The sequence below is a fragment of the uncultured Marinococcus sp. genome (assembly GCF_947493875.1).
GTDB lineage: Bacteria > Bacillota > Bacilli > Bacillales > Marinococcaceae > Marinococcus.
Window position 1 is genome coordinate 42,266 of the sequence record NZ_CANLSU010000005.1, and the last position, 21,996, is coordinate 64,261.

At 49.5% G+C, this 21,996-nt stretch carries 20 protein-coding genes, 1 pseudogene and 1 riboswitch; of the genes and pseudogenes, 6 read left to right on the top strand and 15 right to left on the bottom strand.

Translation table 11 applies throughout. The features are described 5' to 3' along the window. Positions 1-9: 9 nt before the first annotated feature. From Q0757_RS10695 to Q0757_RS10700, 3 genes and pseudogenes are all read right to left on the bottom strand, one after another. On the bottom strand, positions 10-2,100 hold the full coding sequence (locus tag Q0757_RS10695; RefSeq protein WP_298787141.1) for a BglG family transcription antiterminator: 2,091 nt from the start codon (positions 2,098-2,100) through the stop codon (positions 10-12). A gap of 12 nt (positions 2,101-2,112) precedes the next feature. Further along, positions 2,113-2,439 (bottom strand): hypothetical protein, encoded by a 327-nt coding sequence (locus Q0757_RS17000; protein WP_366139537.1) that lies wholly within the window; start codon positions 2,437-2,439, stop codon positions 2,113-2,115. Positions 2,440-2,442: 3 nt separating this feature from the next. Further along, positions 2,443-3,894: pseudogene (locus Q0757_RS10700) on the bottom strand (PTS mannitol transporter subunit IICB); the annotation flags it as partial. Positions 3,895-4,062: 168 nt separating this feature from the next. On the opposite strand from Q0757_RS10700, the gene Q0757_RS10705 reads away from it, so the two are divergent. Next, on the top strand, positions 4,063-4,203 hold the full coding sequence (locus Q0757_RS10705) for a hypothetical protein (RefSeq protein WP_298787145.1): 141 nt from the start codon (positions 4,063-4,065) through the stop codon (positions 4,201-4,203). Positions 4,204-4,207: 4 nt separating this feature from the next. Here the strand turns inward: Q0757_RS10705 and Q0757_RS10710 are convergent, their stop codons facing one another. The 3 genes from Q0757_RS10710 to Q0757_RS10720 are packed head-to-tail and all read right to left on the bottom strand — an operon-like array spanning position 4,208 to position 6,074. Further along, positions 4,208-5,194: an aldo/keto reductase gene (locus Q0757_RS10710; RefSeq protein ID WP_298787147.1), complete on the bottom strand. Its 987-nt coding sequence runs from the start codon at positions 5,192-5,194 to the stop codon at positions 4,208-4,210. A gap of 60 nt (positions 5,195-5,254) precedes the next feature. After that, complete coding sequence (locus Q0757_RS10715) at positions 5,255-5,605, bottom strand: n-acetylglutamate synthase (protein ID WP_298787149.1); 351 nt, start codon at positions 5,603-5,605, stop codon at positions 5,255-5,257. Between the two features lie 13 nt (positions 5,606-5,618). Beyond that, the gene (locus tag Q0757_RS10720; protein ID WP_298787151.1) at positions 5,619-6,074 is read right to left on the bottom strand and encodes a hypothetical protein; all 456 of its coding nucleotides are present in this window, start codon (positions 6,072-6,074) and stop codon (positions 5,619-5,621) included. Positions 6,075-6,226: 152 nt separating this feature from the next. On the opposite strand from Q0757_RS10720, the gene thiT reads away from it, so the two are divergent. Further along, entirely contained in the window at positions 6,227-6,760 is a 534-nt protein-coding gene (thiT, locus tag Q0757_RS10725; RefSeq protein WP_298787586.1) for an energy-coupled thiamine transporter ThiT, read from the top strand. Positions 6,761-6,882: 122 nt separating this feature from the next. Next, positions 6,883-7,926: an oxidoreductase gene (locus Q0757_RS10730; RefSeq protein ID WP_298787153.1), complete on the top strand. Its 1,044-nt coding sequence runs from the start codon at positions 6,883-6,885 to the stop codon at positions 7,924-7,926. A 104-nt stretch (positions 7,927-8,030) separates the two neighbouring features. On the opposite strand, the gene Q0757_RS10735 is transcribed toward Q0757_RS10730, so the two are convergent. Then, positions 8,031-8,636, bottom strand: coding sequence for a GntR family transcriptional regulator (locus Q0757_RS10735; RefSeq protein WP_298787155.1), 606 nt, complete (start codon positions 8,634-8,636; stop codon positions 8,031-8,033). Positions 8,637-8,787: 151 nt separating this feature from the next. On the opposite strand from Q0757_RS10735, the gene Q0757_RS10740 reads away from it, so the two are divergent. Together Q0757_RS10740 and Q0757_RS10745 are read left to right on the top strand one after the other, a co-directional pair. Beyond that, entirely contained in the window at positions 8,788-9,723 is a 936-nt protein-coding gene (locus Q0757_RS10740) for an NAD(P)-binding domain-containing protein (RefSeq protein WP_298787588.1), read from the top strand. Then, a complete protein-coding gene (locus tag Q0757_RS10745) occupies positions 9,720-11,147 on the top strand; it encodes a four-carbon acid sugar kinase family protein (protein ID WP_298787157.1) in 1,428 nt (475 codons plus the stop codon). The genes Q0757_RS10740 and Q0757_RS10745 overlap by 4 nt, the downstream gene beginning before the upstream one ends. Positions 11,148-11,191: 44 nt before the next feature. Here the strand turns inward: Q0757_RS10745 and thiE are convergent, their stop codons facing one another. The 6 genes from thiE to coaW form a co-directional block, all read right to left on the bottom strand. Next, complete coding sequence (gene thiE, locus Q0757_RS10750) at positions 11,192-11,851, bottom strand: thiamine phosphate synthase (RefSeq protein ID WP_298787161.1); 660 nt, start codon at positions 11,849-11,851, stop codon at positions 11,192-11,194. A 12-nt stretch (positions 11,852-11,863) separates the two neighbouring features. Continuing rightward, positions 11,864-12,667, bottom strand: coding sequence for a hydroxyethylthiazole kinase (gene thiM, locus Q0757_RS10755; RefSeq protein WP_298787163.1), 804 nt, complete (start codon positions 12,665-12,667; stop codon positions 11,864-11,866). Positions 12,668-12,684: 17 nt separating this feature from the next. Further along, the gene (gene thiD / locus Q0757_RS10760; protein WP_298787164.1) at positions 12,685-13,497 is read right to left on the bottom strand and encodes a bifunctional hydroxymethylpyrimidine kinase/phosphomethylpyrimidine kinase; all 813 of its coding nucleotides are present in this window, start codon (positions 13,495-13,497) and stop codon (positions 12,685-12,687) included. Positions 13,498-13,597: 100 nt separating this feature from the next. Beyond that, a riboswitch (TPP riboswitch) is annotated at positions 13,598-13,697 on the bottom strand. Between the two features lie 41 nt (positions 13,698-13,738). Then, positions 13,739-17,113, bottom strand: a complete 3,375-nt coding sequence (locus Q0757_RS10765) for an efflux RND transporter permease subunit (protein ID WP_298787166.1) — start codon at positions 17,111-17,113, stop codon at positions 13,739-13,741. 131 nt (positions 17,114-17,244) lie between these two features. Next, entirely contained in the window at positions 17,245-17,703 is a 459-nt protein-coding gene (locus tag Q0757_RS10770) for a MarR family winged helix-turn-helix transcriptional regulator (protein ID WP_298787168.1), read from the bottom strand. 5 nt (positions 17,704-17,708) lie between these two features. Then, positions 17,709-18,569, bottom strand: coding sequence for a type II pantothenate kinase (coaW, locus tag Q0757_RS10775; protein ID WP_298787170.1), 861 nt, complete (start codon positions 18,567-18,569; stop codon positions 17,709-17,711). Positions 18,570-18,813: 244 nt separating this feature from the next. Here coaW and cls point away from each other — a divergent pair, with 244 nt between their 5' ends. Further along, the gene (gene cls, locus Q0757_RS10780; RefSeq protein WP_298787172.1) at positions 18,814-20,271 is read left to right on the top strand and encodes a cardiolipin synthase; all 1,458 of its coding nucleotides are present in this window, start codon (positions 18,814-18,816) and stop codon (positions 20,269-20,271) included. A gap of 43 nt (positions 20,272-20,314) precedes the next feature. Here the strand turns inward: cls and Q0757_RS10785 are convergent, their stop codons facing one another. After that, a complete protein-coding gene (locus Q0757_RS10785) occupies positions 20,315-21,448 on the bottom strand; it encodes a glycerate kinase (RefSeq protein ID WP_298787174.1) in 1,134 nt (377 codons plus the stop codon). A 21-nt stretch (positions 21,449-21,469) separates the two neighbouring features. Further along, on the bottom strand, positions 21,470-21,919 hold the full coding sequence (locus tag Q0757_RS10790) for a hypothetical protein (protein WP_298787175.1): 450 nt from the start codon (positions 21,917-21,919) through the stop codon (positions 21,470-21,472). Positions 21,920-21,996 lie beyond the last annotated feature (77 nt).

Below are 21,996 nucleotides of genomic sequence, written 5' to 3' on the forward strand. Positions count from 1 at the left end.
TCCTTCTCCTTAATTTATTTTCCGTTTCAACCATTCCCGAAAAACTTCATCAATATGCTTTTGAATGTCAATTTCTTCTCCACTCCTGAGGACATCCAGCCGATCGGGGTTCATCAGCATTTCTTCGCTGATGACACTCATCAGCTCAAACACTTCTTTTCGTTCCTGCTCCGGTGCAAGCATGACCAAAAGACGATCAACGTCCGTGATTCTGCCATCCATGGCTGTAAGCGCCTCCGGTTCTTCGAGCTCCCACAACGTCAGCGACGGTTGATTCACCAGAGTGCTTCGAGTATGAAACAACGCCACATTGGTTCCTGGAATCGCAAACCCCTTCGCCTGCTTTTCCCAGATTTCCTCTGCGATGCTTTCGGCATCCTGAACGATATTTTCTTTCTTTACCTCGCCCATGATCCAGTGAACTGCCTCTTCGGCGTTCTTTCCGCCCATCACTTTTCTCATATAAAAATGGTGATACATCTGTACGGTTAAATCCGCACAAAGCTGTATTTCATATAAGCTGAGCGGCGTTTCAAGTGCTTCCTTCCGCTTCACTGACACCCCGGCTCTGCTCTGCTGCCGGTAGATGGAGTCCGCTGCCCGGAGGACTGCCTTTGTATCTTCTTCATTTAAAAAAGGATGAACAACTAAATGAGGAAGCGGCTGAGGATCCAGTGGAATCGTAGAGATAATCAAATCATAGTCGTCCATATTCATTTCCTCGAGATCGAGCAGACTCACATTTTCGAGATCTCCGAGCACGGGCACCTCTTTCCGCAGCCGGCTTTCGAGCAGCTTCGAGGAGCCGATACCGCTCGAGCACACCACAAGCGCATGGAGAGGAGAGGCAGCTTCTTCATGCTCTATCGCCGTTCCAAAATGAAGAACGAGAAAACCAACCTCGGCATCCGGGAGATAGCTCTCCGTAAACACGGTATCAGCTGCCTGACGAAGCTTTGCAAACAAATCAGCATAATTCTCTTTAATAGATTCCATCAACGGATTATGGATTCTCATGTTTTCACTAAGCCGGTACAGGGCCGGCTCGAGATGAGCCACCAGCCCTTCGTACAGGGAATGGTTTTTCCCAAGTGGCTCCTCCGTTAACCTTTCCATCTCCTGAATTAACGCTTTTGCTTTCATAGCCACTGGCATGTGCTCTACCTCCAGCTGGTTTTCCACCGGCGTCCGAAGCTTTGCCCCCCGCAGATGCATCGTAATATAGCCGATTTCTGCTTCTGGAATGGAAAGCTCAAGTACACGCTCAAGCTTTTGAATAATAGCTTCTGCAATCGCAAACTCTTTCGTTTCACGCAGGTTCTCCATGTAATCCGCATTAATGTCAATGCTCTCTCCCACCGAGATGCGCTCAATAGCAAGGGTGAGATGGACAATTAAACCGATATAGGCACTGTCGGCAAAATTCTGCGGAAGCTGGTCCTGCATATTCGACAGCACCTGCTCCACCGTCGACCAGTGGTTTTCTCCAACCATATCAAGCAGACGTGCAGCTACACGCCCCTGTTCGGTTTGCACATTTCGTTCATAAATGTGGTGACGGATTGAGCTGAGCAGCTCCTTTTCTTCCACATTTTCTGCAATCAGGCTGCTCATCGCCCGGCGCTTAGCCGCTTCCGGGCCCTGAACCTCCACCCCGTAGCCCCTTCGTCTCACAAGGATGAGGGAAAATAGCTCAAGCCAGTCTTTGAGTTTATCCAAATCCTGGCTGATCGTTGCTATAGTTACTTTTAGTTCTGCGCCAAGCGCCGTTAATTTCACGGGCCCGTCTGACTCCAGAATGAGACAGATCAGCAGCGTACGTCGTTCATCCGGCGTATATTCAATAACGGCAGGACGCTGGAGGCGGAGTCTGATTTCTTCAAGATTCTCCTCCGCCCCCTTCAGCCGCACACCGCTTCCGGTCCGTCTTTCAAGTTCAACCTGTTCGCCGGCAATCCAGTCCTCCAGCTTATCAAGGTCCCGATGGATAGTACGGGAGCTTACATTCATCTCTTCAGCTATTTCAGCCACTGGCTTCAGCTCCTGATGGTGCAGAAGATGCAGCAGCAGTTCCCGTTCCCGGCCCGTAAGGTATTCCATCGGTTTCCCTCCTTATTCTCTTGTTTTCAAATCTTCAACTACTTCGTCGTACTTGTCGCTTCCGAGGAAGTTTTCCACTGAAACGTGTTCAGCGTCCGGCCGTTTCTGCCGCGCCCGTTCAGTCAAATCCTTATGCGTAATGATCAGGTCCGCGTTGTCCGGAATGTTCGAGATCGAGGTGTTCGATACACTAATATCGAGTCCCGCCTTTTTCACCTTGTCCTTCATAACCGATGCTCCCATGGCACTCGAGCCCATACCGGCATCGCAGGCAAAGATGATTTTGTTAACCGGCGGCTTTGCGTCTGCTGCTGTTCCAGCTGAGGAGCCTTCCTCCACGCCTTTTTTCTGCTTAAGGTCTTCGACTACCTCATCGTACTTGTCGCTTCCGAGGAAGTTTTCCACTGAAACGTGTTCAGCATCCGGCCGTTTCTGCCGCGCCCGTTCAGTCAAATCCTTGTGCGTGATAATCAGGTCCGCGTCGTCCGGAATATTCGAGATCGAGGTGTTCGTAACGCTGATATCAAGCCCGGCCTTTTTCACTTTGTCCTTCATGACCGACGCCCCCATGGCACTTGAGCCCATGCCGGCGTCGCAGGCAAAGACAATTTTGTTAACATCTTTATCCAAATAAGCACCTGTACCTGCTTCGGCTGTATCTGCATTGGAATGAAGTGCAGAGGCTGCCGAGCTTTTCTTGCCTTTCATGCTTTCCATTTTCGCTGTGGATTCTTCAAGAGTTTCTCCTTCATTGGAGCTGAACTTCAGAATCAAAGAAGCAATAATAAATGAAACCGCCGCTGAAAGCACTACGCCCAACAGAACTCCTAAGGTGTCTCCAGGAGCTGCGAGTCCGAGTACCGGAAAGATACTTCCTGGTGACGGAACGCTTGTGAGACCAACATTGAACAGGGAGAACGTGAATACCCCGGTCATGCCGCCTGCGATAGCTGCAAGAATGGTCAGAGGCTTTGACAATACATACGGGAAGTAAATTTCATGAATACCGCCCAGGAATTGAATAACCATAGCGCCTGGAGCGGAAGCCTTTGAAATGCCTGTTCCAAATATCGCAAATGCAAGCAGGATCCCTACACCAGGCCCTGGGTTTGGCTCAAGCAGGTACAAAATCGATTTGCCCGCAGATGCCACCTGTTCTGCTGCAATCGGACTTAACACACCGTGGTTAATAGCGTTGTTTAAAAACAGAACCTTCGCCGGTTCAATAATAATGCTCGTTAACGGCAGCAGGCCTGTATTGACCAGGAAGTCCACCGCTCCGCTTAAAACGCCAGTTAACCATTCCACAATCGGCCCGATGGCAAGAAGGCCAAAGATAGCCAGGAAGAAGCCGATAATCCCTGCAGAAAAGTTGTTCACCAGCATTTCAAAGCCCTGGCGGATCTTTCCTTCTACCAGCTTGTCGAATCCTTTAATGGCAATACCGCCAAGAGGGCCCATCGCCATGGCTCCGAGAAACATCGGAATGTCGGCCCCTGCAATAACACCGATGGTTGCCACCGCGCCAACGACCCCGCCGCGCACGTCGTGAACAATTTTACCGCCTGTGTAACCAATCAAAAGCGGAAGCAGATAAATAATCATCGGGTCTACCAGCGCTGCCAATGTTTCGTTTGGCAGCCACCCCGATTCGATAAACAATGCCGTAATCAGCCCCCATGCAATAAAAGCACCAATATTCGGCATAATCATACTGCTTAAAAAGCTGCCGAACTTTTGAATCCTTGAACGGATGCTTTTTTTCTGCGGTGCACTTTCTGTTGATGCACTCATTGTGTTTCCCCCTTTTCAGGTCCACATATATTGATGACAATAATGAAATGATTTCTTGTTGAAGTATGGACCATTCATTTTTAGTATTCGCTTACATCTTTATTTTATTGGGATTTCTGCGTAAACACAATTAAAGGAAAATACAAATACGACAGGAGCAATGTTGACATGATTAAAGAAGCTGGGGGTAATGGCTCAAAGCATCTTTTCTGTTTGGCAAATTCATCTTTTTATGCACCTCTTCGCTGGCCTTTCCCGGGAATCCTTTATTTACATAAAAAATGCCGCGCCTGGGCGCAGCATTTTTAGATTCTTACCTGGTCGGAGGGGCCATAAATTCGGGTCCCACCGGGTCTTTTACATGCTTGTTTACAATTTCGTTCACGGCTTTCATATCTGTCTGGTCGAGCTGCCAGTTCATAATTTCCTCAATGCCGTTCATCTGGTCCGGGCGGCGTCCGCCCCAAAGGGCTGTGCTTGTGCCAGGCTGGTCGAGCACCCAGCGGACAGCCAGATGAATCACGCGCTTGTCGTATTTATTCTGCACGTATTGATCGAGTTCATTTACCGCCGCAATGTACTGCGGAAAACGGTCCGACTGAAACTTAGGGTCTCCGTTACGGAGGTCATCACCTTCAAATGTCGTGTTTTCTGTCATTTTACCGCTTAACAGCCCACGGCACAGTGAACCGTACAGCAGTGTGGAAATGTCCTGTTTTTCGGCATATGGGAGAATATCTTCCTCAATGCCCCGTTCGAAAATATTATACGGCGGCTGAATAACATGAACCGGCGCCGTTTTTTGAAATTCTTCGAGCTGCTCAACAGTGAAATTGCTGACCGCTATCGCGCGGATTTTTCCTGCATCGAGAATCTCTTTCATGGCTCCTGCCGTTTCGGTCATATCCGCTTTAGGATCCGGCCAGTGCACGTGATAAATATCGATGTGGTCTGTCTGCAGCCGCTGCAGGGAATCATCAATTTCCTGACGGATCCTGGCAGCTGTGCCGTCCCGGAAGACGCCATCCTCGTTCCAGTTCATCGCGCACTTGCTCGACAGTACGACATTTTGCCGTTTATTATCCTGCTGCAGCGCCCTCCCTACGATTTTTTCTGATTCTCCGAACCCGTAAGCAGGAGCAGTATCCACAAGGGTGATGCCTTTATCAAGCGCTGCATGAATCGTATCAATCGACTGCTTTTCATCTGTTCCACCCCACTGCGTGCCGCCAATCGCCCACGTTCCGAGCCCTATCCGGGACGGACGCAGATTCGTGCCGGCAATTGAAGTATGTTCCATGCTGAAAGTCTCCTTTATATAATGCGTAGTCGAACATACTTTTCCTCCTATGCCAGCATTTTAAACCATATCGCTTTTTAATTCCTCTACGATGGACGTCCCCTCTTCACTGCTTTCATCCTGCCACTGCCACTGTTCATGCAGGCGGATTCTTCCGTCTTCCAGCACTTGCGGGACTGAGTAACACTTGCCGCCGCGGAGGCTCCAGTCCTCGTTTACGTGATTGTAGCGGAATTCCAGCTCGCCATTGGCATACACCTTTCCAATTAAAACACCGGAAACGACTTCGCCTCCAGAATAGCGGGCCCGAAGCACTGACCCGTCCTGCTCGTAATGAAAAACGGTCTGACCTGAGACCTCTCCACCTGCGCTGTTTTCTATGCCTGCAAACTGTCTGCCGTGATAGTTCACTGCTTTTCCTCCTTCACTGCCCGAGCGAACGGGCTAATTGATTTGAAAACATGATGACCGCTAAAAAAAACGGTCCGGAGCCTGCCATGATCCAGACAATCGTCTGTGCCTTCACAAACTGGGAAATAAAAAATGACATCGAGGAAGCCATTGTTACAATGACAAAAAAGCCGTCAAGCTGGTAGGCGTAGATAATTGATACGCCGTAGAAAATGCCAAGAAAACCGAAAAAAAACGTACCCAGAATTGGATACAGAATATGATACTGATACGGCTCCACGAGCTTGAGCAGCAGAACGCCGACGATCGAGCCAAGATACGTGCATACTGCTAAAAGAAAGGCCAGATTGGGGAAAAGCTGCACTTCTCCCAGTATAATTGTATAAAATATAAATAACAGCAGGGTCACCGTACAGGCGGCTCCACTGCCCTTTAAATACTCCCTCAGCATATCTGTCGATGTTTCCATGTAACCCCTCTCCCTGTTTCTTCCTTCTTTTCATATTATATCAGACAAACCCGCCTGCTTGGCGTTTCTTTCTTTTTCCTATTATGCTAAGATAGTATCGGTAATTTCTAGGGAGGTGTTCATCGTTGGAGAGGGGTAAACGTTTGGCAATTATGATAGAAACAGCATTCATGGCTGCTCTCTCTTTTATTTTAGGATTTCTTGAATTCGGCGGACCGTGGCTCGCCGGCGGTTCGATTTCTTTTATTATGGTTCCTATTTTTCTGATGGCTTTTCGCCGTGGTTGGAAAGCAGGGATTGCGACAGGATTTTTGGCAGGAATGCTCCAGCTTCTGCAGGGGGCAACCATCGTCCATCCCGTTCAGCTTGTGCTTGAATACCCAATCGCCTATACCGTGCTCGGCTTTGCCGCTATTTTCACGACCCACGCTGTTTTCCGTGAACGTATTCCTTATCTTTTGATGCTTATTGGCATTGTCTTTGGAGCGCTGCTTCGCTATATCGACCACTTTGTCTCAGGCGTCATCTGGTTTGGCAGCTACGCCCCGGAAGGTACACCTGTTGTGGCTTATTCAGCACTGTACAACGCTTCGTATTTAATTCCGCAAACCATTATTACTGTGATTATTCTGTTTGTTATCGCAAAGTATCGTCCGAAATTTTTTGACCAGCCGAAATGGAAATAGCATGTTCATACGAAACACTTTAAAGCGGCAGGGCGACTGCCGCTTTTTTCTGTGATGGTGACGTTTCCTTTTCCGGTCCGGGGGGAAAAGTTTATTAATAACTTTTGAGGAGGTCGTCAGTCATGCAGCCGATCAATACTGCTATCATCGCTTTTGGTTTTTCAGGTTCTGTGTTTCATACACCTATTATTGAAAAAAGCGATCACTTTAATATCCGGCTTGTTTCATCATCGAGTGCAGAAAAGGTACATGAGCGGCTTCCGGGTGTTGAAGTGACCGATGAAGCAGAGGAAGCCTGCCAGCGCGAGGATATTGATCTTGTTGTCATTACGAGTCCAAACACCACGCATTACCCTTTGGCTAAAGCTGCAATTGAAAACGGCAAGCACGTTGTTCTGGAAAAACCATTCGTGCCTACATATGAGGAAGCCGTAGAGCTGACAGAGCTCGCCGAAGCGAATGATGTCGTTTTGAGTGTATATCACAACCGCCGTTGGGACGGTGATTTTTTAACGATTCGTTCCCTGATGGAAGCAGGGGCACTTGGCGATATTCATACCTTTCAGGCTGCATGGAACGACTACGCCCCGGAGGTGGAGGGTCTCTGGCGCGAACAGGACCTGCCAGGCTCGGGCAGCTGGTTTGACTTAGGCGCTCATTTCATTGATCAGGCGCTTGAACTGTTTGGCATGCCGGAAACAATTTTCGCCGACCTTGAAATCCAGCGCCCGAAGACAAACAATACCGATTATTTTCACGTGATTCTCGGATATCCAAACCAGCGGGTTATTTTACAATCCAGCCTTCTTGCCGTCGGAGAGGTCCCACGGTATATTGTGCACGGAACAAAAGGCAGCTTTGTAAAATACGGCTTTGATCCCCAGGAGGATATGCTGATCAATGGAAAAATGCCCGGCGACCGGGGATGGGCTGTGGAGAATGAAGCTTACTATGGTACGTTTACTGATGCATATGGAGGTACGGAAAAAATTCCTACGCATCAGGGATCGTATGAATCCTATTATGAACAGATAGCCCAGGCCATCCAGGAGGATGGTAAAAATCCGGTGACCGCCATTGAAGCGAGCAGAGTCATTCGTCTGCTGGAGCTTGCTGAAAAAAGCGATTGGGAAAAACGGGTCATTTCAGTATCATTCAATGAATAAAAATGCCCGCTTCACCCCTATGCAGAAAGGTTTTTATCCCACCTGTCTGCATGGGGTTTATTTTTCTTTCCGGAAAGGGGGCTGCGGATGTATTTCGCCGGCTCTCACCAGGAATGGATAGAAAAATCCAGATCCTTCTTTAAATGACTTTTCATCAATGCTTCTGCTTTATCCTCCTCATGGTTTTGAATCGCTTCAAGGATCGCCTCGTGCTCTTCAATCAGACGCGGCCTCTGATGGTACACCACTGTTCTCCGGAACAAAAAAATGACCGACTGCATCCGCTCGATTGTATCAATTAATACGTCGTTATTGCTCGCCCTTACAATAATGTCGTGAAACTCTTTATTTGCTTCCATAATTTCTTCTGTTGTTCCCTGCTTTGCCGCCTCCACACATTTTTTCAGTTCCTCCATCCGGTCAGGCCCCATGTAACGGGCAGCCTGGCGGACAGCAAACCCTTCGAGCAGCATCCGCACATCAAATGTATTCATTAAATCTTTAATCGTCGGGTTAATCACCCGCTTATCCTTAATCAAGCCCTCCTCTTCGAGCTTGCGCATGGCGTCCCTTACAGGCGTCCGGCTGACTCCAAGTTCATCTGCCAGTTTTACTTCCGTCAATTTTTCCCCGCGTTCATATTTATCCTCAAATATGGCATCCCGTATTTTTTCGTACGCCGTATCTGAAGCAGAATGCTGTTGCTTCATCGTTGCCCCACCCTTTCTAATGCAATCTTCTGTCTTCATTTCTTATTCTCATTATACCTATTTCATAGAAATTAAAACAACTTACCTGTTAATGTATACAATAAAAACAAAATTGTGTACAATAATTCCAATATAAACCTTATCAATTTTAATAAAAAATGTTTTCCCATCACAAAAACTAAAGGAGCGCAATGATATGAATATTGGACAAATTGGTTTAGGCATTATGGGAGGGCCGATGGCTGAAAATCTTCTAAAGGCTGGTTTTACGCTGAAGGGGTTTGATATTCACCCCACAGCCAGGCAGCGGGTCACGGAAGCAGGAGGAGAGGCCGTCGATTCCGCTATAGAAGCAGCCGAAGGCAGTGACATTATTATCACCATGCTCCCAACCACAGCCATACTCGACGAAGTAATAAATGATATTCTGCCGGTCGTGAAAAAAGGAGCCGTCGTTGTTGATATGAGCTCTGTTTCCCCCGTGGATTCCAGACGCTGGGCAGAAAAGCTTCAGGGAAAAGAAGCAGCTTTTCTGGATGCGCCGGTAAGCGGCGGGGAGCCGAAAGCGATAGACGGTACGCTCTCCATCATGGCTGGCGGGGGCGATCACGCCTTTGCCGCTGTCTATCCAGTTCTTCGAGCTGTTGGCACAGACGTCACACACGTCGGGGAGGTGGGCGCCGGTTCCACCACGAAGCTTGCCAATCAAATATTAGTCAATGTCACAATGGCAGCTATGTCGGAGGCCGTGCTCCTTGCTTCCAAGGCAGGAGCGGACATTGATAAAGTATATGAAGCTATCCGCAACGGACTGGCCGGCAGCAGTGTGCTTGATGCAAAAATTCCGAAAATTCTCGAACGGGACTTTACTGCAGGCGGACGGATTGACATTAATTTAAAGGATCTCTCCAACGTGCTTCAAACCGGGAAATCCCTAGGGGTTCCCCTGCCGCTTTCGTCGGACGTGGCTGAAATGTATGAGTCCATGGTGGCACACGGCAAAAAATCCGACGATCACAGCGGTGTGCTCCAGCATTACGAAATGCTTGCGAACTATTCGGTGCCAAAAGGAGGAAAATACGAATGACACAGATCAATGATTATATTAACTCCCTTCCAGATTATGATGAAAAGAACGTCGATGCTTTATTTAAGGAAGCAGCCCAAAACATACCTCATAAAATCATCTCCCTCGACGATGATCCCACAGGCGTGCAGACGGTCCACGGCGTACCGGTATACACAGACTGGGAGGAGGAGACGATCCGGGAGGCATTTGAAGACGCGCGGCAGCTGGTGTTCATTCTTACAAATTCGCGATCCTTCTCTGAAGCCGAAACAACGAAGGTTCATACCGACATCGCAGAGCGAATCGCCCGCGTGGCCGAAGAAAAAAATCAGCCGTTCCTGCTGATCAGCCGGGGAGATTCCACCCTGAGGGGCCACTACCCGCTTGAAACAGAGGTTTTAAAGGATACACTAGAATCCCGGACAGGCAAGGCTGTGGACGGAGAAATTCTTCTTCCTTTTTTTGAACAGGGCAACCGGCGGACCGCCTTCGACGTGCACTACATTCAGCAGGGGGAAGCCTTTATACCCGTGGCGGAAACGGAATTTGCCAGCGACCGGATGTTCGGATTTGCTTCAAGCCACTTAGGGGAATATGTAGAAGAAAAAACAAACGGCCGGTTTAAAAAGGAAGACGTTATTTCCATTTCCATCGACGAGCTCCGGGCTCTCGACTTCGAAGCGATCGAAGCTAAACTCGAACAGGCCGCCTCCTTTCAAAAGATTATCGTCAACGCTGTCAGTGAAACAGATGTAAAAGTATTCTGCACCGCCCTGTTCCGGTCCGTGCAACACCAAAAAAACTTTCTGTTCCGGACGGCGGCTACATTTACGAAAGAAATTGGCGGCATCACCCGCAAGCCTTATTTAGACGCGGGCAGTCTCTTCGAGCATCAAAGCAGCAATGGCGGCCTCATTATTATTGGCTCCCATGTGCAAAAATCGACGGAGCAGCTTGAAGCTCTAAAACAGCTGACCGATGTTCAATTCGTGGAATTTTATTGCCCTGCCGTGATGGATGAGGAAGCATTCCAGAGGGAAACCCGTCGTGTTCAGCAAATTGTTGATGACTCCATCAAGCGGGGGACTACGGTGTGTGTCTACACTTCCCGGGAGCGTATTGACTTAGGGGAAAATAGGAAAGAAGAAGAGCTGGCGCTATCCGTAAAAATTTCCGATGCAGTAACAAACTTTGTGAAGAACGCTGCTCACCAGCCGGCATTTGTCGTTGCCAAGGGCGGTATTACATCAAGCGATGTCGGCACGAAGGGGCTGCTCGTTAAAAAAGCAGAAGTGCTCGGGCAGATTGCTCCCGGTGTGCCCGTCTGGCAGACAGATGCCAAGAGCCGTTTTCCGAAAATTCCATATGTAATATTTCCGGGAAATGTAGGAGAAAAAGAAACATTAAAAGACGTCGTACAAACCTTACAAGAGCATATATAACACAAAGGACCGGCGGGTCAACTCAAAGCTCCCCGCCGGTCCTTTTATTTTTCCTGCTTTTTGGCTGATCCACCCAGACGGCTGCGAAGCTCCCTTGCGGCCTTCTCCGGCTCCTCTGCCAGACTGATGGCAGAGATCAGCGACACTCCGTCAGCCCCCGCCTCCACAATAGCAGCGGCGTTGGAGGCGTCGATGCCACCGATCCCTACAATCGGAAGAGTAATACCTTCCGCCCGGAGCCGGCGAATGCCTTCAAGTCCGACTGGAGCTTTGGCATCTTCTTTCGTATCAGTCGCAAACATCGGACCCACGCCCAGGTAATCTGCCCCGTCTGCAGCGGCCCGGTGCGCTTCTTCAACAGTACGCACAGACACTCCAACCATCATACGGGAAGGGCAGCGTTCCTTGACTTTGGAGGCCGGATCGTCCTCCTGCCCGATATGAATCCCGTCTGCTTCAAGCCGGATCGCCATGTCCACGTTGTCATTTACAATAAACGGAACATGAAAGGCAGCACATTGAGCCTTCATCTTCCGGCCCAGCCGCCACTTTTCCTCTTCGGGCAGCGCCCCCTGGCCCTTTTCGCGGAACTGGAAGCACGTGATGCCGCCCTGAAGAGCTTCCTGCAATACCTGCTCCGGATTTCTTCCGCCCGTATTGTTGCTTCCCATAATAAAATACAGCTTCAGCATCTCTTTATCCATGGTTTCAGCCCCCTATGATTCCTGTTTGACGCGGATGTAGTGGCGCAGATCCATTTCCTGCGTTGCATGCAGGGCATTCAATAGCTCAATTTGAAAGGAGCCCGGGCCTTCCCTTGTCGTTAAGCTGCCTGCGATTTCTGCCGCTGCGCCGTAATAGGCAAGCGCAGCTGCCACTGCCCCGGCCGAATGCTGGACGGTTAAAAAGGAGGCTGCGATCGAGCTGAGAAGGCAGCCGGTGCCGGTTACTCTTGTCAGCAGCGTGTGCCCATTCTGCACGATAAACACTTCCCCCTGATGAGCGACCGCGTCTTCCACTCCGGTCACCGCTGCAATTGCTCCAAACCTTCTGGCAGCTTCTTTCGCGAGCACGGGGTTATCTGCTTCCCCCGAAGCATCCACGCCCTGGACGTTTCCGCTTTCACCGAGCAGCGCGGCCATTTCTCCTGCGTTAGCCCTGATCAGTGCCACATCCAGTTCTTCGAGCAGCGCCAGTGCCGTTTCCGTACGGTAAGCAGTTGCTCCGGCACCTACCGGGTCCAAAACGACCGGAATCCCTTTATCATTCGCCGCTTTCCCAGCGATGCGCATTGCTTTCACCTGTTCCCGGTTCAGCGTGCCGATATTTAATACGAGCGCATTCGCCGCTTTAGCCATTTCCGCTGCTTCCTCCGGGGCGTTTGCCATTACCGGGGATACGCCCATGGACAGCAGTCCATTCGCGGTAAAATTGGTTACTACTGTGTTCGTAATATTATGAATCAGCGGCCGCGTTTTTCGTACTTCCTCAAGCAGGCTCATAACTTCCTTTGCTTTCATGCCGATCCCTCATTTCTTTATTTTAGTAGTTGATCGAGTGGAACGCGCGCTCCCCAGTGATTAACCGGTCCATTGCCTTTACCGATTTCAAGAGGGTGTGCAATCGCATTGGTAATATATTCCTTGCTTTCCTGGACAGCTAAATAAATGGACTTACCACGCGCAAGCTTTGCGGCGATCGCGGCTGACAGTGTACAGCCTGTGCCGTGCGTGTGCTTGGTATCTGTCCGGGGGGAGCGGAAATAATGAATTTCCCCATCGACGTACAAAATATCAACCGCATCCTCCTTCATATGGCCGCCTTTTACAAGCGCTGCCCTCGCCCCCAGTTCGTCAACGATTGTTTTTGCAGCCGCTTCCATCTCCTCCAGGGAATGAACCTGAGAGTCCGTCAGACTTGCAGCCTCTGCCATATTCGGCGTAACGACCGCGGCCAGAGGAAGAAATTCATTTTTCATTACCTCAAGCGTCTCCTTCTCAGCCAGGGAATCTCCGCTTGTGGCCACCATCACCGGGTCAATAACCACCGGTAGATCATATTTTTTCAGCATGTTCACCGTGGTGCGGATCATATCTGGAGTCGCGATCATCCCGGTTTTGACCGCATCCGGCATAATGTCGTCAAATACGGAATCCAGCTGGGCCTGCAGCAGGCTGATGCTCATATGCTCCACCCGCTGGACCCCGGTCGTGTTCTGTGCGAGAACGCTCGTAATAGCAGACATTCCATAGGCTTCACACTCCTGAAACGCCTTCAGATCAGCCTGAATTCCCGCACCGCCGGTGGGATCTGTTCCGGCGATGGTTAATACTTTAGGTACTTGTGGCATTCGTTGTATCCTCCTTAACAAGGAATCCTGCTTTAGGTTCAAAAAAAAGCTCACTCCCTGAAGTAGAGAGTGAGCTTTGGCGTATACGTACGTATTTGTATAAAACGAAGCTCCACTTCCCTACGCTGGTACTACCCAGATCAGGTTCGAAGGGACCAAGAATGGTTCTTGTCTCAGCGCAGGCGCCCCTAGCGGATTCCTTACTATTTTTCTTAATCGTACGTGACACATAGTCCTAATGTCAATTTTTTTCATCATCGCCGGAATTTTTATTTTTGTCCGGATTCTTCGATGAACGGTCCCGTTCTTCTTTTTCCGAGTTACCGACGATACGTTCGAGAAGGTATAAAATTTCATCCCGCGATAAGTCTTCGCGTTTTTTATCCTCTACATTTTCAGGTTCATTACTTTCTTCTGTATTTTCATTTTGCTGCTGGTCTTCATCTTTTTTTCGTTCTTCCCCGTTTTGTTCTTCCTGTTCTCGTTTTTCCCGTTCCTTACGTCTTTCCTCTACTTCCCAGCCGTACATGTAGCCTCCGTCCGGCGTAGCGAATTTTTTATTCATGCTTCTTGTTTCCTTGGTAAATAGAGTGTAGAGCGTTGGAATGATAAACAGCGTCAGGAACGTACTACTGATGAGACCACCGATGACCGCAATACCCATTGGCTGCTGGATTTCTGAGCCTTCCCCGAATCCAAGGGCAAGCGGCAGCACACCAAGAATGGTCGTAAAGGCCGTCATCAGTATAGGTCGTGACCGTTTTTTCACGGATTCAATAACGGCTTCTCTTACCGGCATGCCACGCTCCGCCAGCTGATTCGTATAATCAACAAGGACAATCGCGTTGTTGACGACAATACCTGCAAGTACAATTAAGCCGATAAACACAGTGATACTGAGAGGTGTCTGGGTTGCAAACAGGGCAAGCATCACACCGATGATCACCAGTGGTACGCTGAACATAACCACAAATGGATATTTGAATGATTCAAACTGGCCGGCCATCACGAGATAAATGAACACTACCGCCAGCAGGAAGGCAAACACAAGGCTTTGAATGCTGTCATCGAGAAGCTCCTGTTCGCCGGAGAAGTTTAATGTCGTCGCCGCTCCGGTATCTACGTCGTCGATCGTGTCTTCAATTAACGTAGAGGTTTCATTCAGGCTCGTACCGGTGCCGTACGTAACTGTAAACTCAGTGCTTCGCTCCTGATCGAGCCGGTTAATAACTGCAGGCCCCTGGCCTTCTTCAATTTCAGCCACATCACTTAAGCTGACGTATTCACCCTGCGGCGTAGCAATCTGCAGATTTTCAAGGTCCTCCTGATTTTCAAGGGAATCCTCTGCATACTGCACGTTCACGTTCAGCGGCCCTTCATTATCCGTCTGAATCGTCGACGCCACTTCTCCGCTTGTCGTACTGTTCACCGTCTGGGCGATTTCAGCCGGGGTCAGGCCATTATCCTGCGCCTCGTCTTCATTAATCTGCACCTGGATTTCCGGAGCAGTCTCTTCATCTGAGGTTTCTACATTCCGAATCGTATTTTCATTTTCAAGCTCCGACTGCACTTCGTCTACATCTTCAGCGAGCCGCTCTTCATTTTCGTTTGAGAGCGTAAATTCCACGGAGTTGGCTTCTCCTCCGCCGATGGCTGCTGAGGAGGATAACGAAATATCTGCCTGCTCGTCAGTGTTTTCCACATCGGATTCAATCTCTTCAATCATTTCCTCTGTCGATATGTCCCGGTCTTGCAAATCCTCCATCGTAACTGTAATGGAAGCTTCATTGGAGCCCGAGCTTCCGCCGCCTCCGGCTGCAACGCCACTGCCGCCCGAGCCGACCACTGCCATATAGCTTGCAATCTCGTCCTGATCTTCAAGTACGCTTTCAATTTCGTCTACCGTTTCTCCGGTCGTTTCCAGATTTGTGCCATTTTCCTTTTCAACATTAATCGTGAAAAAGCCCTGGTCTGTCGTCGGGATAAAGTTCACCCCGGTCTGGGCAATGCCGCCGGCTCCGCCGAGCAGCAGAAGCAGCGTCAGCAGCAGCGCGACTGCGCGGTGGCCGAGCACCCAGCGAATCGAGCGGTCCAGAAATCTCATCGGCCGGGAGTTTTCACGCTTTGCTTCCCGGTCTTCCGGCAGTGGCTTCAGGACACGGCTTGCAATCATCGGCACTACCGTGACAGCTACAAGCAGGGAGGCAAGAAGACTGAAGGCTACCGATAGGGCAAACGCCTGGAAGATCTCGCCGACAATACCGGAAATAAAGACGATTGGTAAAAAGACGGCTACTGTTGTCAGGGTCGAGGCTGTAATCGCTCCAGCCACTTCCTTTGTACCGTCGAGAGCCGCCCGCTTAGGCAGCTTCTTCATCGATAGGTGCCTGTATATGTTTTCTATAACCACTATCGCGTTATCGACAAGCATCCCGATACCAAGGGCCAGACCGCCCATCGTCATTAAGTTTAAGCTCACATCGGTAAAGTATAGAAACGCAAATGTCACAATGACCGAAAACGGTATCGCAATACCAATAATGAGCGGCGTCGTCAGGTTTCTTAAGAAGAAGAAAAGAACAACCATGGCGAACACGCCGCCGGCAATCAACGCAAGCGCTACGCTGTTAATGGACTGCTGAACGTAATCCCCTTCATCATAAATGATCGTCGTCTCGAGATCATTGTACTGATCTTCTTCAAGCAGGTCGTCCAGCGTCTCATTAAAGTCTGTGGACACCTGGGCCGTGTTGGCATCTGATTCCTTCAGCACTGTCATTTGAATGCCCGGCTCCTGATTCACTTCGGTATAGGCTGTCTGCTCCTCGGTCGTGCGTTCCACTTCACCTACATCGCTGACAGTGACCGTGTCCCCGGATTCGTTCTGTCCGACCGCCACTTCCTGCAAATCCTCCACTCCGCCCAGTTCGTTGACCGTACGGGTCGTTAATGTGCGTTCTCCGGAGGTGATCGTTCCACCCGGCTGCGTAATATTACTTGCCTGTATGGCATTAGTGACGTCGGATTGGGTCACATTATTGTCTTCAAGCGATTCCTGGTCCAGCGAAATTTCGAATTCTTCATCCAGTCCACCGCTTGTATCAACACTTGCAACCCCTTCGGTGCGTTCGAGTTCGGTTACAATATCTTCCACCTGGCTCTGCGTTTCAGCCAGGTCGTTTCCTTCAGAAAACGCAGCCATCTGAATCATGCCCTGAGCATCCGGGTCAAACTCGATAAACGACGGATCTCCGGCATCATCGGGCAGGTTGGCGTTATTCATGGCATTGTTAATTTCCTGCTGCACATCCTCCACCGAAGTGCTCCATGAGAGCTCAAGCAGCACAAGACTTGTGCCTTCCTCTGACTGTGAGGTCATGCGGTCCAGTCCTTCGATGGTGGAGAGCTGTTCTTCCATCGGTTCTGTGACACTGCTTTCAATTTCTTCCGGACCAGCACCCTCATAGTTTGTCGCTACAGCCGCGACCGGCGGTTCAATTTCTGGAAAAAGCTGCAAAGGCAGATTCGTCAGCGATACGAAACCCATCATGATAAATAAAATCATGCCGACAATCGTCAGTTTCGGCCGCCGGATAGATGTGCGGGTAATTTTCATGCATCGTTCCTCCATTGGTATGTATATTTCGATAGTTCATCGTCTAAACTGTTAAGTAACTTAACTACACAAACAACCTTAAACGACTGGATGGCTTCCGTCAATGAAGATGCACGAGCGGCCTGCTTCTTTTATTTTTTATAAGCGTTATTGATTTCTTCCTCAAGCCGGTGTATAACCTGGTTTGCCTGCTTTAACTCTTCAAGCGGTATTTTGGCAATATACTGGTCAACCACATAATGTTGAAAATTTGTCAATTCTTCTTTGAGCTTCCGGCCCTTCACTCCATATACGAGGTGTGTTTCTCTCTTGTTTTCTTTGTTGGCAGCACGGTATAGAAGATCTTCTTCTTCCAGACGCTTCATGGCCTGGCTTACAGCACTTTTTGAAATACGCAGCCGGTGAGCCATTTCTGTCAGTGTCAGCCCCTCATGCCGCAGATTTATAAAAAACAGTGCTTCCTGGCGCGTAGTTAAGTGCAGCTCCCCAAGCATCGGCACCTCCGGCTGCAGCAGCGTACTAATATTTTCAAGCGTATTTACCGCCTGTTCGAACAGCTCTCTGTGTGTAGATGGTTCCGTTTCGCTCATTTCACTCATCCTTTTCTCTCAGCTTTCTTTGCAGAAGCCTGCGGCTGTTCATGCATATAAGCGCCCACGGCCCCGCTGAATTCTCCGTAGGGAAGAAAGCATGGCTCTTTTCCGCGGAGCTTCGTATAGCCGCCAATAATTTCTTTTAAATGATCGTGCTTATCAAAGGTGGAGCCAATATACACTATGGAATCGGTGTTCAGCTGGTCGGCCATCTGCACGCTCATCGTCGTAATCGTCTCACCAATCATGCGTACAACAGCAGCAATGTAGTCTTTATTTTCATATTCATTGTTTTTCATATTCATAATATTTCCGAAGTTGCTGGCCGTAAGATCTCCGGAAATCGGGGGCTCTTCATCGGTATAAATATCCTCTACCTTAACGTTCAGCGACCGTCCGTCCCCTTCTTTTCCAAGGCGCAGGATTTCTTCATACGCCTCTATGCCAGTGAGAAGATAGGAAAGACCAATAAGCGTGCCTCCTCCCATTCCACTGCCGCCGACCCGTTCGTATTCCTCCGGACCGGCAAAATGTATCGAGGTTCCAGTCCCGACATTGGTAATAATATATGTCTGCCCGTAGGTATCGTCTTCATTAAAACGCTGCCGCAAATATGAAACTCCCTTACAGGTAGCTTCAAACTCACTGATAGGCTCTGCTGGCCAGGGTAGAGACTTCCGCAGTGTTTCTGCTTTCCCTCCTGTAATATGAATAACTGGATTGTCGACCCGTTCTTCAATCCATGCCTGTACCTTCTCCATGTCGGTTAGAGGTATTTTCTGCAGCTCCCATTCGTCATTCACACGGTAAGCAATTTTAATCAGCGTACCTCCTGCATCAATACCGACTACTTCATTTTTCATTCTTCTCCCCCTGTCCCACGTTCAAATAGTTATATCTTCTGTCGTCTCTTCGTATTTTATCCTACTTCCTCGCGAATTGAAAACGATGCAGCATACTGCTTCTTCCTGTTTTTCTCAAAATTATCAGTTTCCTGCTTCGCATTGGCGTTAATTTTGTTAAAATAATACTACTGCCTAATTTGCAGGTATCTATAAATTTAACAAGGTCCTCCGTTTCAACATAGAGGAAGAATGGGGAAAGCAGATGGGCTTCGAGATATTATCCATTTTCTTAGCAATATTATCGGTTTTTAATTTATTTTTCGCCTTTGTCATTATCTTTATCGAAAAACGCAACGCCACTGCCATCTGGGCCTGGATTATGGTTTTATTTTTCATCCCTTTTTTAGGGTTTGTGCTCTATTTAATTTTTGGGCAGAACCTGACCAGAAAACGGCTTTTTGACTGGGCAGATATTGAAAAGATCGGAATTGAAGAACTGATTCAGGAGCAGATGCATACACTTCGTAACGGCACCTTCCAATTCTCGGATTCTGTTTCCTCCAAGCACCGGGACCTGATCTATATGCAGCTCGCAAACGATGGGTCGGTGCTGACGAAGGAAAACGACGTCCGCGTGTATACGGACGGTCATGAAAAGTTCGATAATCTGATTAAGGATATCGGGAAGGCTCAGGATCATATCCATCTGCAGTACTACATTCTTCGAAGTGACAACCTCGGACGACGGGTTATTGAAGCACTGAGAAAAAAGGCAGAGGAGGGTGTTGTCGTCCGGCTGCTCTACGATGATATGGGCTCGAGAAAGATGAGTAAAAAAGCACTCCAGGGTCTTGAAGCTGCCGGCGGGGAAGTGGCGGTCTTCTTCCCAAAACGCCTGCCGATTATTAATCTACGCCTCAATTACCGCAACCACCGGAAAATTGTTGTGATAGACGGAAAAACCTCCTATGTCGGCGGCTTTAATATCGGCGATGAATATCTTGGTTTAAGCAAAAAGTTCGGATACTGGCGGGACACGCATCTGCGTCTGGAGGGCCAGTCTGTCAAAACAGCGCAGACCCGGTTTATTCTCGACTGGAACCAGGCTAATTCCAGAAATCCCATCCATTACGAGGAGCGTTATTTTCCTACTCTTGCAGAGCCCGGGGAATGCAGTATGCAGATTGTCTCCAGCGGTCCGGACTCAGAGTGGGAGCAGATTAAAAACGGGTATATCAAAATGATCAACTCTGCCAAGCATTCGGTATACATTCAGACTCCCTATTTTATTCCGGATGAGAGTCTGATGGACGCCATTCGGATCGCCTCTTTATCCGGGGTCGACGTCCGCATCATGATTCCAAGCATGCCCGATCATCCATTTGTGTACTGGGCCACGTATTCTCATGTGGGCATTGTCCTTCGTGCCGGTGCCCGGGTTTATATTTACAACAATGGCTTTATTCATGCCAAAACGATCATGGTGGACGACGAAATCAGCTCGGTGGGCACAGCCAATATCGATGTGCGCAGCTTCCGCCTGAACTTCGAAGTGAACGCTTTTATCTATCACGCGCAAACAACAAAACAGCTGACTGATACCTTCCTCTACGATATGGAAACCCACTCCTCCGAGCTCACACTCGAGGCGTACCGGCAGCGTTCGCTCTGGATCCGTATCAAGGAAGCAGTATCCCACCTTTTATCCCCAATTTTATAAACGATGTAAAAATCCGCTGCTCCCAAAAGAAGCAGCGGATTTTTTATGATTTCCACAGGCCGCCAAGACTCCGGGCCCAGTTTTCGATATATTGGGTGCTTTCCTGCATTGCCTGATCCAGGGAAACAATGCCCGGGACCATGCTGAAAGCAGCATCAATGCCTGCTTCATACACTTTTTCATAACCATCGCCGAGCTGGCCGGCAACCGCAACCACTGTGCTTCCCTCCGGGGACGCCTTCGCTACTCCGACCGGTGTTTTGCCAAATACGGTCTGAGCATCGATTTTTCCTTCGCCGGTAATAACGAGCGACGCCCCAGCACTGCGTTCTGCGAAGCGGCTCTCTTCAAGCACAATGTCTATGCCCGGCTCAAGCTCAGCATTTAAAAAAGCGATCGCCCCGGCTCCGAGGCCTCCCGCTGCCCCGGCTCCCTTTTCCTGGAGCACCGGTTTATGCAGATCCCGTTCAATTACTTCCCCAAACACACGCAGCGCTTCGTCCAGCTCCTGCACAGCTTCCGCTCCGGCTCCCTTCTGCGGGCCATAGACAGCACTAGCTCCCTCCGGTCCCGTAAGCGGATTCGTAACATCACAGGCTGCGCGCACGGTTACTTCATGAATTCTTCTGTCGAGTCCGCCCGTATCAATGCGGTGCAGATGCTTCAGCGCTCCTCCGCCGGGTCCAAGTTCATTTCCACTATGGTCCAGGAAGCGGACCCCCAGCGCAGCAGCCATCCCGGCCCCGCCGTCATTCGTGGCACTTCCGCCAAGCCCTAAAATAATCCGCTCCGCCCCTTCGTTGAGCGCTTTCAAAATCATCTGTCCTGTACCGTAGGAGGTGGCCGTTAACGGGGCTCTGCTTTCTTTGGACACCAGCCCGATGCCTGATGCCTCTGCCATCTCAATAACCGCTGTGCGGGACTTCTGAATATAAACAAATTCAGCCTTCACCGCACTCCCGTCTGGCCCCGATACATCCACTGTATGAATTTCCCCGCCAAGACCGTCCTGAAGTGACTGTGTGGTTCCTTCACCTCCATCAGCCATAGGGATCAGCTCTGTAACGAGATCGCCGGCGTCTCCAATCCCCTGGCGAAATCCCCTTTCAATTGCCTGGGCTGCTTCCATGGCTGTCATGCTTTCCTTGAATGAATCCGGTGCAATCACTACCTTCACCTTTGCCTCCTCCTTTACGTTTTATGACTGGTTGGGATAAATAGAAGATCCGTGCTGCTCCAGCATTTTTTCAAACAGCCACTTCTTTTCCGGAAGCGGCAGCATACAGTCAAATTGCGTCATATCTTCGTTTTTAAAAAAGCCGAGCGTTCCCTGGCAAAAACCGCAGTAGGACGTTTGATGCGTCAATGGCTGCTCGTCCGGAAACCAGTCATTCTCCGAGGGCACAAACTCGCCGCTTATATTCCAGCCGGTGCCATCAGTTAACTGTACAGAAGCCAAAAGCTTGTACGCCTTCTGTCCTTCTTCCCCGTCTGCGGTCGCCATCTGCACATAGGAATCCACCACCTGAAGCAGGCGGGGAATTTCGTTTTCCCGCAGCTCCCGAAAGGACGGAGTTTCCTGTCCTGTCTGGCGCAGGTAGTTTATGTGCTCCTGGTACCTTGATAAGTATAAATGGATAGGTTCCAATTCGTATCCCCCTTTTTGTCAGTATAGCATGGGTGTGCTTCTGAAATAATAAAAGAACACCCCGCTCCGCTGCAGCA